The sequence below is a fragment of the Candidatus Hydrogenedens sp. genome (assembly GCA_035361075.1).
Taxonomy (GTDB): domain Bacteria; phylum Hydrogenedentota; class Hydrogenedentia; order Hydrogenedentales; family Hydrogenedentaceae; genus Hydrogenedens.
In genome coordinates, this window is sequence record DAOSBX010000011.1 from 1 (window position 1) to 15081 (window position 15081).

The window sequence follows — 15081 nt, forward strand, 5'->3', positions numbered from 1 at the left end:
CTCCATTGACAAAATAGCCATTCGCGTCCAACCCTGTAACTTCTTTCGTCAATGTTACTAATGCTTGGACATTCATAGAGAGCATCATTACTGTCATAACACAAACAGCAAGATAAGTCCCTCTGATTACCGTTGCTTTACTCAAATTATTCATCGTACCTACCTCCATTGTTAGAGTTTTATTTTAAAATTTATATTTCCTTCCATAAAAAGAAAAAACATTCATTTCCTGTAATATTACACAATTTTATCTTAAATGTCAAATAAATTTTCTACCATCAAAATTTATATGATTTTTCCATAATATACAATTTGATTTTAAGAAGTCAAATAAAAAAATAATACATAAAAAAATTTAACTTTTTATAAAGGAGCACATCATGAATAAAGAAATACCTTCAAAAAATAAACCTTGTCGTCGCGATTTCATAAAGGTAATAACTACAACTGCTTTAACCTCATCAATTATGGCTAAAACGGTCTCAGCTCAGGATTCAACTCCCAAACAAGGTCGTATTAAGCAGTCTGTTTCGCGTTGGTGTTATGGGAAAATTCCCATGCCTGAATTTTGCAAAGCAGTAAAAGAGATGGGCTTGGTTGGTATTGATTTACTTGACCCGAACGAATGGGCAATTGTCAAAGAGCATGGGCTTATCTGCACTATGGCAAATGGTCCTGGGGGAATCGAAAAAGGCTGGAACGACCCCGCCAATCATAAACGCCTCATTGAAAATGCGGAGAAAAGACTCCATGAGGTAGCCTCTGCAGGTTTGACAAACATGATTGTTTTCTCCGGTAATCGCGGTAAAATTGATGACAAAGAAGGACTGGAAAACTGTGCTAAAGGTTTAAAAGAAATCATCCCATTAGCAGAACAATTAGGTGTCAATGTCATTATGGAACTGCTCAACAGCAAACGCGACCATAAAAATTATATGTGCGACCATACTATTTGGGGTGTGGAATTAGTTAAACGTATCGGTTCACCACGTTTTAAACTTCTTTACGACATTTACCACATGCAAATTATGGAAGGCGATATTATCCAAACAATCACAGATAATATCCAATATATTGGACATATCCATACCGGTGGTGTTCCGGGTAGAAACGACATTGATGAAACACAAGAATTAAATTACCGTAGAATTTGTGAGGTCCTGGCAGAACTTAATTACGATGGCTTCGTTGCTCACGAATTCGTCCCTAAAAATCCAGACCCACTTCAATCTCTAAAACGCGCCTTCGAAATCTGCAATGTATAAGGTCTGTTTTTAGTATATATTCATCTCAAAATTGATAATAAGAATACAGATGATTCTAAATTAACATCTGTCTGAATCTCTTAATCTTTCCCTTTATAATTGTACAGATGATATTTTTGCCATGTTAAATTCGTTAAAAAAATGACGTGAAATATAAATACAGGTTTATACAAATCTCTGTCTTTACACGTTGTATTATTTAGAGCCTGAATTATTTTTTCACCAAGCATAAAGAAAGGGACAGATATTAACTATCTGCCCCTTGATATTTAGACAACGTTTTAGAACCTATCCATAATTTCTTCGCTTTGTAAAACAGCCATTGTGCGGTTCACAGGCCATTTGTCAGGGAATCGAATAAATTCAACATGACCATCCATATATAGGAAGTTACAACCACCAGGCACATGGTTAAACTCTTGACCGACATCGGTACTAACCCAATCACCACATACAGGAATTTCACTCTGGGCTTTGGCACTTGCTGCAGGATTATTGATATCTGTTATCATGAACCTTTCAATTCCTTCTCTCAGACGATACATGGTAAGGTTCTGGGTGCCATCAAAGAATGAAAAATCTTCATCATTTTTCGTTGGGTCTCCCAAACGAGGGTAAAGCTCACCTAACATAATTACTACCTGCGGATTATTTGCTAACAACCAGTCTATCATTACATCTACATCAGGATTTTCCGGTGGGTCGGGTCGGTCAATAATTCCCGGGAACCATGTATTCCATGCCAAATACAAATAAGAACAACTACTATCATCTACTTCGCATGGATAAAATTCAGTATTAGGAACACCGGCTGTAGGAACTAAATTTCCGGCACGGTCACCAATAACCTGGGCTCGATTATCCGCCTTATTAAATACTTTCTCTGGGTCATTTCCTGTTGTTGCGGAAGGACATAATAACACAGCAGGGTCATTTAAGTATTCCGGATATACCGCCATACAGTCTATTACAAATTCACCACTTAATCCCGTGCAATTGTAAAGTTTTGAAGGTGGAAACCTTTCTCCCTTGGCTTCATTTGCATACATTTTACATGTAAGCCCAATTTGCTTTAGATTATTCTGGCAACTGGAACGACGTGCCGCTTCACGTGCACGAGCAAGTGCTGGCAAAAGTATTGCCGCAAGAATACCAATAATGGCAATAACGACAAGAAGTTCGATGAGAGTAAAACCTGACTTTTTCATACTGTTCTCCTCAATATTAAAAATTAATTTGATAAATATGATAATAAATATTATCCATACTTATTATTTTAATCCATTTTTTTTCAGAAGTCAAGATATTCTTAACAATATTAATAAAACACACGCCCTAACCTTAAAATGTTAGGGCGTGTTCTAATAATTTACCTTTTAATATTTATTTTGGCAATATCGCAGTTTTTAGTTTCGGTTCAAATGGAGAACCATCAGTTTTGCGGATACGTGCACAGAATTCCCATTGTCCACTACCTTGCCGTATTTTGGCAAGTATGTGGTTCCATCCTTGTTGTAAATGTATTGCAATGGTATCATCATCGGGGACACAAGGACGGTTTGTATTTTTCCCAAACACCTTCGTCCCATTAACCCAGATACGAGCACCATCATCGCTACCAATTAACAAATTTACATCCTGTTCTGCATCGCTCCATACATAAGTACTTAGGTAAGCGACACGGTTTTCTCCTCCTAATATTTTATGAAGTTCAACAACCATAGGCTTATTAGGATTTGAACCCGTAGAGACAGGCTTCCATAATACTTTCTCGGCTTCTTCCGGTTTTTCGGGGGCAAACACGAATTCATAAAGCATGTTAGGATTAATCTCATCGTTAACATAGGGACCCGAAACCATCCACGTAGTAATAAAATCCTCAAACTTGGGAATTATCTCCAGAGTTTTCTGTGCCTCTTGTTTAATGAGTTCCATCTGTCCTTGAGCAATAACTTTTTCGAGAGCAGGTACAACTGAATCAGGAGCAATACCGATAAGAGTTTTAGAAAGTTTTACAACAGCAACTTCTGCTTCATTTTTTACCTGTTCGTTATCAAGGTATTGTAAGACAATAGATAACGCTTCTGGATAAGATGTATTTTGTAACGCACCAATAACACCCTTTAAAACTTCTGGCTTTGTACTAATCGTAATAACGTCTTTGAAGAGTTGTGTTCGTTGTTCGGATGGCATATTCCAGATATTGTCCGACAATTGGATAACACCAGCAAGTGCTTGCCTACGAAGTGAGTCGTTCTCTGTTGTACGTGCAAGTTCTAATAAAGCATTCATAGGTTCCGCATTCCTCCAATTGGATAGAGAGCGAATCAACGTTTCTTTAACAGAATCCTCAGATTCATTAAGATATTTAAGTAGTAGTGGTAACGAACTGTCTACCTTTCGCTGGGCTATTTTCTCTAATGCGGTTTTCTTTATTGTTGCGGAAGGGTTCAATTCCAATATTGAAGCAATTCTTTGAACAACTTCTTCGTCAGAAGCTTTCGTTTTTTGTGCCAGATTTAAACATGTTTCGAGTAAAGTATCTCTCTGTGCAAAATCAGGATTGGCACGAGCAAACTCGAATAAGACTGAAACAGGTGTATCATCAGGCCATTCGTTCAGGGCTTGTATCACAACGCCTAATTTATCCGCTGGTGTATTCGGATTTATTAACGTACTTAGTTTTTCCCATCCTTTGGCATGACCAGACCTTGCAAGTACACGAAGTAAAGTGGTCTGTACAGGTAATGCAGGATTGGAATCTAACGACGTTGAAATTTTTACTAATTGCTTTTCCGTTTCGTCGGGATTAAGCAATACAATTTTTAAAATTAGTTCTTCAAATAGTCCTTGTTCTTCATTAGAATTGGCCCCTGGTAATATTTGCAGAACAGTGTCGAGCATCTCTACATTAGGTTGTTCAATCAGACTTTTTATGGCAGAAATTCTACATTCCGGATCAGCATCCCCAGCAGACTGGAGTATTACAGGTTCGCTACCGGGAACTTTTCGATTCGCAACTAACGGGAGAAGAAGTTTTTTTAGAACGGGGTCTATGTCAGGTTTCTTTAATATCTCCAACATACCTTTACCCACATCTTCTCTGGGCATAGAAGCAAGGCTTGCCTTGGCTAATTCTGCTTCATCCCCTTCACCGAGTGCTTTGGGTATAAGTAACTCTACTTCAGATTTACCCCCAATGACACCAAGTGCTTTTATGCTGGCTTCTCGGATAGCCGGGTTCTCACTACTAAGGCTGTTTACTACATAAGGAAGTATATCTTTCCTTTTTTGTGAGGCAAACAAATTAATAAACTGTACTTGATTGTCTGGTGATGAAAATGCCATCTCCTTACAAACAACATTTAATAAAATTTTTGTATTCTTTATTAAGGGTGTCGCACTTATTACCAGACGAACAAATTCTGCATCTGGATCACCCATTGCTTTTACTAACGCCTTTGCACCTTCTTCCTCAGAATATTTTACTAAACTTCGTAGCGACGCTATTCGCAGAGAAGGGGTAAGCGAATTGTCTGCTGACAAATTACGTATTATTGCAATAGCATCGGGTGATTTTTTCTTTGCTAAAATTTTATCGGCACAGGCAAATACATGTTGTGTTAATTTCAAACGGGCTGTTTCGGTGGCTTGTGAACGTGCAGTCCATAATGCGGAAAGAGCACTTTCTTCTTCCATCATGGATAGAGCAGAACCTGCAGAAATTACAGTATCAAGGTCGCTGTTGTTCAAAAATATTGCAATAGAGGGGATAGATTTAACATCTTTTCGCAAACCAAGAGAGGTAATAATCCCGATACGATTCTTACCTTCCGCCGTTTGTAGTGCATTTCTCAATGAGAGAGCCGAAGCTTCTCCAGGAATTTTTTCAAGGGCAAAACGTGCAGAGTCAAATAGTTCCGGAACCTGTAACAAATCAGCCAGTACTGGAACAGATTCTTGAGAGCCTAATTCCCCTAATTTTGAGCATACATATTTCTTGGCGTCCGTTGTCGCATCAGAGAGAAGAAATTTAATCATCTCTTTTTCTACATTTGCTAAAGACCTTTTATCAGAGGTCATAATGCGAAGATATTCATTAATTTGAGTTATCGTAGCACGACTATCTAACGCTTTAAATCCCTTTATTCGTTCTAATAATTCTGCAAATGGAATATACCTATTTTCTTCCCAAATACGTACTTCATAAGGACCCGGAAAATCTTCCGGTATAGGTTGAGTCACTTTGCCCGTGGCGCACCATTCCGCACCACGCAAAAATGTAGTAAGAAAGCCTGCACATTGTAATGCAACGGGTGTATCCTCCTGAGGGTGCCCTAAAGCGGTTTGAAAAACTCTTCCCTTTCCATATTGAATTGTAAAGAGAATGGGTTCATGCTCTCCAGTTCCTTTTTCATCAGGACTGGAATAAGCAGTTGCAAGAACGGTTAGATTTTCTGCAGGACCACGCAGACGGTCATACAACTCATCTTTTGCATGAAGCCATATCGGAGGAAGTCCCTTGGTAATGGGATGATTACGGTCACGGATAACCACCTGGAATGCATGTTGTGTCCCGTGGCTACCACCGGGTCCCGGTGTATTATCTTTTACTACCTTACCATCACGCCAACGGACATACGGACCCCAACGTTCATCTCTGTTCCCCCAACCACCAAGGCCAATAATTTTATTAAATTCTGGCCACTCAGGGAAAGCATTATTTGCAGCGTGATAAACAACAACACCGCCACCATTTTCCACATACGAGACAAAAGATTGCTTTACATTTTCAGGCCAAGGGTCACCATTATAATCCAATACAACTACTTGATAATTTTGGAACTCTGGCTGAAAAGATGAAAAATCACCACCTTGAGGAGGTGCTTGAAGCACATCCACTTGAAATAGACCTGTCTTTTCTAAAGCATCCTTTAAAATGGGTGAACTGATGTCCCAGCGGTGATTATTCTGTCCCGTAATTAGCAATGCTTTAATAGTTGGTTCTGCAAAAAGATTTGTGGGAAAACAGGCAAATATAATTGCAACAAAGGCTATTCCCAAAATCATTTGTTTTGTTCTGTAACTCATATTATTTCTCCTTTATAAACAAAGAGTTCATTAATCTTTATATATTAAGATGCCATGGCTCTCGCATCGGCCTACATAGCATACGATTTGCTTCTGTATCATTTAAGAACGTTTCTGTTTCGGGGTCAAACTTCAGCGGTCTCCCTAATTTCAAGGCAATGAGCCCTAAATGCCCAATCATAATGGAATGATGTGCGACTTCTGCAGGAGTAATCGTTTTTTTACGTGTACGGACACATTCTAAAAAGTTTCCAATATGATTTGAAGAACGGTATAAATGTAATTCGTGAGGCTTAATTTCTGTCTGAACTAAAGACCTCGGATAAGCATCAAACGCACCTCGGTCAACATGTATCCATCCTTCTGAACCTTTGAATAATACGCCGCCCTTTTGTCTCGCAGTTACTAACATGTCGAAGCCTTCTTTAAATTTGCACAGGAATTCATAATCTTCTACGGTATCAAAGAGTCCGTCTTCCGCTTTGGGCCAATGTCCACCTCTTGGGATAATTTCAACGGGTCCTGTGAGTTCAGTTCCCATTCCCCATTGGGCTATATCACAATGGTGTCCTGCCCAGTCAGTTAATTGTCCACCAGCATAATCACTAATCCAACGGAAATTCCAATGACAGCGTGCTTCACAATACGGTGCATACGGAGCTGGTCCTAACCACATATCATAGTCAAACCATGGAGGTGGGTCTGATGGTGTAGTACTACCCTTATTTATCGAATTCTTCGCTGGTAAACCTACAACAACATACTTCACTTCACCAATGTAGCCATTACGAACAAGTTCGCAGGCTTGGCGGAAATGTTCCTGTGACCTCTGCCAACTACCCGTCTGCCAAATCCTACCATATTGTTCCACTGCATCTACAATAGCTCTCCCTTCCTTAATAGAACCTGCTAATGGCTTCTCACCATAAACATCTTTCCCCGCTTTTATCGCCATGATTGCAGGGATTGCATGCCATTGGTCTGGGAGGGCTAATGATACTGCATCAATATCATCACGGGCAATCACTTCTCGAAAATCTTTATAGCCTGCACAATCCTGGTTGCCATAACGGTCATTCACCTTTTTCATTGCTGATTCAAGATGTTTTCCATCTACATCACATACCGCCACAACCTGTGCTGATGGCTGGTCAAGGAAACCTTCCATGTTGGACGTCCCCATACCACCAACTCCGATACAACCAATTGTAATCCGTTCGCTGGGAGGCACTACTCCATCAAGTCCCAATGCTCTACTGGGAATAATATACGGGAATGCAACTGTTGCTAACGAGGCAAGCCCCGTTCTTTTCAGGAATTCCCTTCGATTTAGGGATTCCTTTTTATGTTTTTTCCGTTTCATAATAAATTTACCTCCATAAATTGGGTTTCATTGCTTGAATAGAAAGATTTTTTTATCATATCAGACTATACAAATAAAAAACGAGTTTTGATTATAAAATAAAAAGTAATTGTCACACCTTTCCAATAGCATCCATTCTAATCCACTCTTTATTTGTTGACTACGGTTATATTGGACTTTCCTTTATTTCCTCCTCTCTTCTTATACACAAAGTTCAAAAATATTTTCTGATAGTAAGACATTTTCAAAATCTTTGTTATAATAGTGAGGTTTTATTTTGACTTATTTATCATTAAACTTTTTTATCAAAGACAACAGGATATGAAGACAATAGGTATTTTTGCTGGTTCGAGTGATTTATCCATTCCAAATTTCCGAAAAGATATAGAGCATCTGGCAGATTTGCTGGCTCAACACCGATATCGAATCGTATATGGAGCTGGACGAGTAGGTCTGATGGGCGTACTATCTAAAAGAATGTATAAACATGGCGGATTTTTAATTGGCGTGGTTCCTAAATATCTAAACCGACCTGAACTCGTGTTTGAGCAATGCACAGAACTAATTATTACTGAAGACCTTCATGAACGGAAAGAGGTTATGGAACGGCTCTCGGATGTTTTTATTGTCCTACCAGGCGGGATAGGCACAATAGATGAGTTCTTCAATGTGCTTGCTTCAAAACAGTTAAAATATCATAGAAAACCTATCTTCCTGTTCAATATTAATAATTATTTCAAACCTATTGATGATTTAATAAAAGAGATGTATAAATACCATTTTATTGGGGTTGAACACACTCAACTTTATCAAAGCATAAATACTGGCGATGAAATTGTGGAAAAGATAGAACGGCACTTTTTAAATATTGGATTATAGAATAACCTTTGCTTAAGGGTCGTATATGGAACCAAACAGGCGATTAGTCTTTATTTTCAGGTTATGCCTGTATCTTTGTTTTTTCCTGTCCGGTGGTAGTGCATTGATGTATCAGATAATCTGGACACGTAAATGTATGCTATTGCTTGGAACTACCACTTATGCAGTTAGCGCAGTATTAAGTATTTTTTTCTTAGGCCTTGGTGTGGGTAGTTTCATTGGCGGACGTATCGCTGAGCGAACATTAAACCCCATACGATGGTATGCGATGGTGGAATTATTAATTGGACTCTGGGCATGGGTAATTATCGAAATGGCAACGGATTGGAGCGGTTTTATTCTTTTCCTAATTAAATCAATGCCAGAAAACGCAACTGTTTTCTTTGTCTTACGGGTCATAATTGCTGTTGTTTGGTTTACCCTGCCATCTATCGGGATGGGTATGACATTCCCATTGCTATCTAAATACGACTATATGAGGGGAACATCGACTGAAAGACATATTTCCATGCTTTATCTCACAAACACATTTGGAGCTACAATAGGCGTTATACTTGCAGGATTTATATTAATTCCAAATGTTGGTTATATATATACAACTGGTTTGGCAGTTATAGTTAATATTGTCGCAGGCATTATTGCCTTAATAATCTCCAACAGTCCTATTTCTTTTATAAAGGCGGAGACAAACATAATTGAAGAAGAGTTCCCAAACAATGAAATAGGCATCGATAAAATAGATATTTTACTATTGGCGGGGGTTTTTATTTCAGGGTTAATTTGTCTTGCGTTAGAAGTGTTGTGGACAAGATTATTAATTATGGTTTTTTTAGGGACAACTTATGCATACACCTCTGTACTTGTCTCTGTATTGGTGGGTATAGCTTTAGGTGCTCTTATTAGCTCCGTTCTCATAAAAAAAATTAAAAACAAATCTGGAATTTTAGGGTTGGGTTATGGAATTACAGGAACAGGAATTTTATTAACATTGTTTTTTATTTCCAGACTACCAGAATGGATAAAACAATTTGACTTAGAAGTCACAACCAATTTTTATTATGGCATATTCGGAAAATTCTTTTTTGCCTTTCTAATCCTAATTCTTCCGATGATTGGTTTTGGATTTACATTTCCATTTGCATTGACCCTAATTCGTAGATTAAAAACGAACTCCTACTCTAAAGTGGGTCTTGCTTATGGTATAAACACAATTGGCGGAATTGTTGGTTCCATAGTTGGTGGTTTCTTCATAATTCCAGTAATGGGGTGTGAGAAAGGAATATATTATTTGGGATTGCTATTATTTGCTGTCGGTATCATCTTTGCCCTCATTGACAAACAATACCGTGCTATCAATGTTTCCATTATTTTTGCATCATTCGCACTATCTTATTCCATTTGTCCATCACTACTCATGGAAAAAATAAATCGTTTTTATCTTCCAGAAAAACATAAGATTTTATTTTTTAAAGAAGGCATAGAAGGTACCGTGGCCGTAAGTGCCCCAGAGAAAATAAATCCTAATGACGAAAGGGTTTTGTGGATTAATCGAGTACAGGCGACCACAGCGGTTGAGCGTGGTGTACGAATGAATCGTTTTCAAGGGATTATCCCCCGCATGTTTAATCGTGACCCGCAACAGGTTTTATTTATGTGTTTCGGCTCGGGTATTACATGTGGGACATTAGGAATCGGAGGTTTTAAAGAAATAGATGCAGTAGAAATCTCACCAGAGGTACTTCAGGCAAGCACGTTATTCGCTGATAAAAATTTTAATGTCCTTGATATGAATCATCTAAATATTCATATTGACGATGCAAGAAACTTCCTTATCCGTGCTGGAAAAGGATATGACTTTATTACAACGGAGCCTATGCCCTTAGCCCTTGCAGGTGTTTCTATGTTCTATACTCGAGAATTTTATCAGTTCTGTTTGCAACATCTTAATGATGGAGGTATGGTTTCCCAGTGGGTTCCATTTCACAGCTCCAGTGAAAAGATTGTTCAGTCGGTTGTGCATACATTTGCAAATGTTTTTCCATATTGTGCAGGATTGTTTGTAAATGCTGACCTATTCCTTGTTGGTTCAAATCAACCTCTATTATTAGACCCATCAAGGTTGGAAAAAATTTTAGAGCAAAACTTTGTATTGAAGGAGGCAATGATACAAGCGGGTTTCCCAGATATAGAAGAGATTATGGCATGTTTTGTAATGAATAAAGAAAGCCTTATTCACTTTTCCAAAGAAGGAATATTTATAACAGATACATTTCCATGGGTTGAATTTGACGCCCCAAAATATATATACAATCGCAAAAGTGTCCCTCAAAATTTAAACCGCTTAAAACAATGCTTTTCAAAGATAGAAAATAATTTAACGTATGAGGGTTTGTCTAAAGAAAAAAGAGAACAAATAATAAAAAGGCAACAATCACATCAACAAGATTTAGATGGATTAATCTTATATTATGATGGCCTCTTAGTAGGTGACGAGGTACGCCAACGTTTCATTAATTCATTAGGAATTGATAAAAATAATAAACAAGCCCAATATTATCTACGAACAATTGCTATGGCACAAATTGAACAATATATCCGCTGGGATGAAACAGACAAGGCATGGGCTGTAATTTCCGAGGTCTCACCATACCTCGAAAATGATGTAATATGGCAAGAATGGTTTCAAAATCTGAACCTAAAATAGTTGTAATATTAGTAATAATAAGATAATTCCGCATCTACCAAATTTATTTACTTTTCTTCTTCATCTTCTTCATGAGTTACAATATTCTTACTTTTAAAAACCCTGTAAAAACAATAGATATTCAATCCAGTAATAACAGCCCAAACAGTAAACATATATACATACGAATACCACGTCATCATAAGGCTAATCCCTCTTTCGAAGGTGATGGAATATTTTGAGGATTTGCTTCCTCATCATCTTCAAAGAATTTGGGGTGTGTCTGCCATGCATACCAGACACCCCACATAAGGAACGATGTCGTCATGATAATCATCACTCGAGCAAGCCAAATATAGGGGACATCTGCCTCTGGGACATTTTTCATGGTAATTTTTTCAAGTAATCCATCATAGCAGAACCATACTACAAGACCTACTGCAAAAACAGGGGTGATATATTTCATAATGTAGTAATAAATTCTTGGGATTCTTAATTCTGCTCCCAGGTGTAATTCCTCCCAGCCTTTATCAATACCAAATATCCATGAAAATACAACGGTTTCTATTGCAACGAATAAAACCAAGCCAAAGGTGCCCATCCAATAGTCTAACTCATCAAGAACCTTATGATGATTAAATAAAATAACAGGTTGCATCATCATAAACGCAAAAAATGCTACAAGTAGTACCCCAACTCGTCGGTCTATTTGCAATTCATCTTCTAAGAAAACAAGCAGTGGCGTAAACATTGCCATACTGGATGTAAGCCCAGCAAGGAAAAGTAAGAAAAACCACATGACACCAAACATTTCACCATAAGGAATCTGTTCAAATATAAGGGGCAGGGCATAAAAACCAATGGCAAACGTTCCATCTGTGGCTACAATTTCTCGGGCTCTTTCGACACCAAAGAAAATTACTGCCGCAGGGATAACTATCGAACCACCTAAAACGACTTCAACAAATTCGTTGGTCACACATGCAGTAAGTCCATTTAAAGTCAGGTCGTGTTTCTTTTTGAGGTAACTGGCATACGTGTGAACCATTCCTAAACCTACACTAAGAGTGAAGAATATTTGCCCTGTTGCCGCAATCCATATATGGGGACGCATTAAGGTTTGAAAATCCTGTGGACTTAATCGCCAGATTTGAGCCAATCCATGGCTCACGGTCTGATGTTCTCCTCGTGGTGGCAAAGTCAGAACACGAACCGCCAGTATCATCCCTAAGACTATTAAAACAGGCATGCAATACTTCGCAACAATCTCTATCCCCTTTGCAATTCCTCGTCCTAAAACAAAAATATTTATCAGAAATGCAATCAGGAAAAAGGTATATGAAACACTACTGAAACTAATTAAACCTGCATTTGTAGTCCCCACATACGATCCAAAAGACATTTTCATCTCTTCGTATGTATGCTTTCCACGAAGCATTCCAGTTGCCATCTGCCATGCGTAACCCAATGCCCATGATTCGATATAAATATAGTAAATCCCGACCATTGCTGGGAGAAGTATCCCAAAAATACCAAGATATTTAGAAATAGGATGTTTCCAGAGCCTATAAAACATCCCTGGCGTCGTCCCATGCTTATATGCACCACCTCTTCTACCTATACTCCATTCTATCCACGCTAATGGGATACCTATTAACAAAAGGGCCAGAAAATAGGGGACCATAAAAGCACCACCATAGGGTGCTGCTTGTCCTGGAAAACGGAGAAAATTGCCCAAACCCACAGCATTTCCCGCCATCGCCATAATTAAACCGAAACGACTACCCCAACCTAACTCTTTTACAGGACCACGACGCATTTTTAACTTCCCTAAGTGTGTTGTGTAATATGAATAATGAATTATACACTACTAAATAAATAACTTTGCAAAACTACTGTAAAAAAATAAAGTGTTATGAATAAAAAACATTCTATAGGTTTATTTATTTTCCGAAGGGATTTAAGAATAATAGACAATTCCGCATTCATATATGGGTCAAAGATATGCCAACAAATTATTCCTTGCTTCATCTTTGACCCACGCCAGATAGAAAACAATCCTTATCGAGGCGATTTTGCTGTCCGATTTATGGTGGAAAGTATCCAAGATTTACAGGAAAACTTAATAATCGAAGGAGCAACATTATATTTATTTTATGGAAAACCTGAGGAGGTATTGCTGAATATTTTTGAAACCGTTCGTTTTGATGCAGTATTTCTTAACAGAGATTATACCCCCTTTTCAAAAGAACGTGATAAGGATATAGGCACATTTTGCAAGAAACATAACATTACGTTGTATTCATTGGACGATGTCTTATTAGTCAAACCTGAAGACACCCTTAGCGACAATAATATACCAATAACTGTTTTCTCACGCTTCTATAAAAAGGTAATGACCATACCTGTTAGCAAACCACAGAAAGTAACTGATACTCAATATTATCAGAAACATATCTCAGGCGAAATTCAAGAACTTACTTCCTTACAGTTTTTACCCAATAAAAATGAAAAAGCCCGGTTAAAAGGGGGTCGAAATGAAGGGTTGAAGATACTGAAAAGAGCATGTATGTTACAGGATTATAGAAACCAGAAAGATATGTTAGAAAAAGAAATAAATACCTTTTTATCCCCGTATCTTAAATTTGGATGTTTATCTCCAAGGGAAGTATTTTATGCGATACAAAGCAACAATCCTGACCCAGAACCTATACTTTGTCAATTATACTGGAGAGACTTTTTTACTATAATCGCTTTTTATTTCCCCTATGTATTTGGGAAAGCTTTTAATAGTTCCTTTCAGGATGTATGGTGGAACAGAGATGAAAATGCCTTCACGTTGTGGACAGAAGGAATGACAGGATTTCCAATTGTAGATGCGGGGATGCGAGAATTAAAAACAACAGGTTGGCTTCATAATCGGGCTCGTCTAATTGTAGGTTCTTTTTTGACAAAAGATCTACATATTGACTGGTTATGGGGCGAGAAATATTTTGCAACAAAACTAATTGACTACGACCCATCTGTAAATAATGGGAATTGGCAATGGGTAGCAGGAACAGGCTGTGATGCTCAACCTTATTTCCGAATTTTCAACCCATGGCTACAGTCAAAAAAATTTGACCCTGACTCAAAATACATAAAAAAGTGGGTGCCCGAATTAATAAATGTTCCTTCTGACCATATCCATCAATGGCATATATTTTACAAGGATTATCCACGGATTGATTATCCTGCCCCAATAGTGAATCATCATGATGAAGCAGAACGGGCTAAGTTCTTGTTTAAAAGAACAACATATAAAACAAACAAATCCTGATACCGCTAAAAATAAAATCTACTTCCAGTTAAAGTAGGTGATTGTCAATTGTAAAATTGTGGCAAAACTCACCCATAGAAGATAGGGAATCTGAAAAAATGCAATCCACTTACTATAGGGATATATAAAAATGATTGTAGCAATTATAGTCATTAACACAAACAGAATATCTATACTGGCGAGTAAATTGTTCCTCAACCCAAACTGAATCGGTGTGAATAGGAAGTTAAATATTAGATTTAAAACAAAAGGAATCAACACATAGGCTGGGATTTTTTTAGTAATAACCATCCAAAATGTTATCCCATAGGAAAGAAATATTATCATGTACAACACAGACCACACAGGACCAAATACCCATGCAGGTGGCGACCACGAGGGCTTAATTAACTGCTGATAATATTCATTCATAACTTCACCTCTTACATTTGCAAATTTCTAACTTCCAATTAAACAAGTAATGTTTCGAACAAAATTCCTA

At 37.8% G+C, this 15081-nt stretch carries 10 protein-coding genes; 4 read left to right on the forward strand and 6 right to left on the reverse strand.

What is annotated here, in order from left to right:
• The first annotated feature begins 380 nt into the window (after nt 1-380).
• Nucleotides 381-1265, forward strand: coding sequence for a TIM barrel protein (locus PLJ10_04980; protein HOK08998.1), 885 nt, complete (start codon nt 381-383; stop codon nt 1263-1265).
• A gap of 281 nt (nt 1266-1546) precedes the next feature.
• Here PLJ10_04980 and PLJ10_04985 read toward each other — a convergent pair whose 3' ends face one another.
• The 3 genes from PLJ10_04985 to PLJ10_04995 form a co-directional block, all read right to left on the reverse strand.
• Nucleotides 1547-2473: a DUF1559 domain-containing protein gene (locus tag PLJ10_04985; GenBank protein ID HOK08999.1), complete on the reverse strand. Its 927-nt coding sequence runs from the start codon at nt 2471-2473 to the stop codon at nt 1547-1549.
• Nucleotides 2474-2648: 175 nt separating this feature from the next.
• A complete protein-coding gene (locus tag PLJ10_04990; protein ID HOK09000.1) occupies nt 2649-6356 on the reverse strand; it encodes a ThuA domain-containing protein in 3708 nt (1235 codons plus the stop codon).
• Nucleotides 6357-6393: 37 nt separating this feature from the next.
• The gene (locus tag PLJ10_04995) at nt 6394-7719 is read right to left on the reverse strand and encodes a Gfo/Idh/MocA family oxidoreductase (protein ID HOK09001.1); all 1326 of its coding nucleotides are present in this window, start codon (nt 7717-7719) and stop codon (nt 6394-6396) included.
• A 321-nt stretch (nt 7720-8040) separates the two neighbouring features.
• Here PLJ10_04995 and PLJ10_05000 point away from each other — a divergent pair, with 321 nt between their 5' ends.
• Both PLJ10_05000 and PLJ10_05005 read left to right on the forward strand, forming a co-directional pair.
• Complete coding sequence (locus PLJ10_05000) at nt 8041-8598, forward strand: TIGR00730 family Rossman fold protein (GenBank protein HOK09002.1); 558 nt, start codon at nt 8041-8043, stop codon at nt 8596-8598.
• A 25-nt stretch (nt 8599-8623) separates the two neighbouring features.
• A complete protein-coding gene (locus tag PLJ10_05005; GenBank protein ID HOK09003.1) occupies nt 8624-11302 on the forward strand; it encodes a fused MFS/spermidine synthase in 2679 nt (892 codons plus the stop codon).
• Nucleotides 11303-11349: 47 nt separating this feature from the next.
• On the opposite strand, the gene PLJ10_05010 is transcribed toward PLJ10_05005, so the two are convergent.
• Nucleotides 11350-11484: a hypothetical protein gene (locus PLJ10_05010; GenBank protein ID HOK09004.1), complete on the reverse strand. Its 135-nt coding sequence runs from the start codon at nt 11482-11484 to the stop codon at nt 11350-11352.
• Entirely contained in the window at nt 11481-13100 is a 1620-nt protein-coding gene (locus PLJ10_05015; protein ID HOK09005.1) for a sodium-dependent transporter, read from the reverse strand. The genes PLJ10_05010 and PLJ10_05015 overlap by 4 nt, the downstream gene beginning before the upstream one ends.
• Before the next feature lie 96 nt (nt 13101-13196).
• Between PLJ10_05015 and PLJ10_05020 the strand changes: the two genes are divergently transcribed.
• Nucleotides 13197-14600 (forward strand): deoxyribodipyrimidine photo-lyase, encoded by a 1404-nt coding sequence (locus tag PLJ10_05020; GenBank protein HOK09006.1) that lies wholly within the window; start codon nt 13197-13199, stop codon nt 14598-14600.
• Between the two features lie 18 nt (nt 14601-14618).
• Here PLJ10_05020 and PLJ10_05025 read toward each other — a convergent pair whose 3' ends face one another.
• Nucleotides 14619-15011: a tryptophan-rich sensory protein gene (locus PLJ10_05025; GenBank protein ID HOK09007.1), complete on the reverse strand. Its 393-nt coding sequence runs from the start codon at nt 15009-15011 to the stop codon at nt 14619-14621.
• Between the last annotated feature and the right edge of the window lie 70 nt (nt 15012-15081).

What these genes read in the sequence shown, in the direction of transcription:
- PLJ10_05000 (HOK09002.1), top strand. Translation starts at nt 8,041, where the DNA reads ATGAAGACAATAGGTATTTTTGCTGGTTCGAGTGATTTATCCATTCCA.
- PLJ10_05025 (HOK09007.1), bottom strand. Translation starts at nt 15,011, where the DNA reads ATGAATGAATATTATCAGCAGTTAATTAAGCCCTCGTGGTCGCCACCT.
- PLJ10_04980 (HOK08998.1), top strand. Translation starts at nt 381, where the DNA reads ATGAATAAAGAAATACCTTCAAAAAATAAACCTTGTCGTCGCGATTTC.
- PLJ10_05015 (HOK09005.1), bottom strand. Translation starts at nt 13,100, where the DNA reads ATGCGTCGTGGTCCTGTAAAAGAGTTAGGTTGGGGTAGTCGTTTCGGT.
- PLJ10_04985 (HOK08999.1), bottom strand. Translation starts at nt 2,473, where the DNA reads ATGAAAAAGTCAGGTTTTACTCTCATCGAACTTCTTGTCGTTATTGCC.
- PLJ10_04990 (HOK09000.1), bottom strand. Translation starts at nt 6,356, where the DNA reads ATGAGTTACAGAACAAAACAAATGATTTTGGGAATAGCCTTTGTTGCA.
- PLJ10_05005 (HOK09003.1), top strand. Translation starts at nt 8,624, where the DNA reads ATGGAACCAAACAGGCGATTAGTCTTTATTTTCAGGTTATGCCTGTAT.
- PLJ10_05020 (HOK09006.1), top strand. Translation starts at nt 13,197, where the DNA reads ATGAATAAAAAACATTCTATAGGTTTATTTATTTTCCGAAGGGATTTA.
- PLJ10_05010 (HOK09004.1), bottom strand. Translation starts at nt 11,484, where the DNA reads ATGATGACGTGGTATTCGTATGTATATATGTTTACTGTTTGGGCTGTT.
- PLJ10_04995 (HOK09001.1), bottom strand. Translation starts at nt 7,719, where the DNA reads ATGAAACGGAAAAAACATAAAAAGGAATCCCTAAATCGAAGGGAATTC.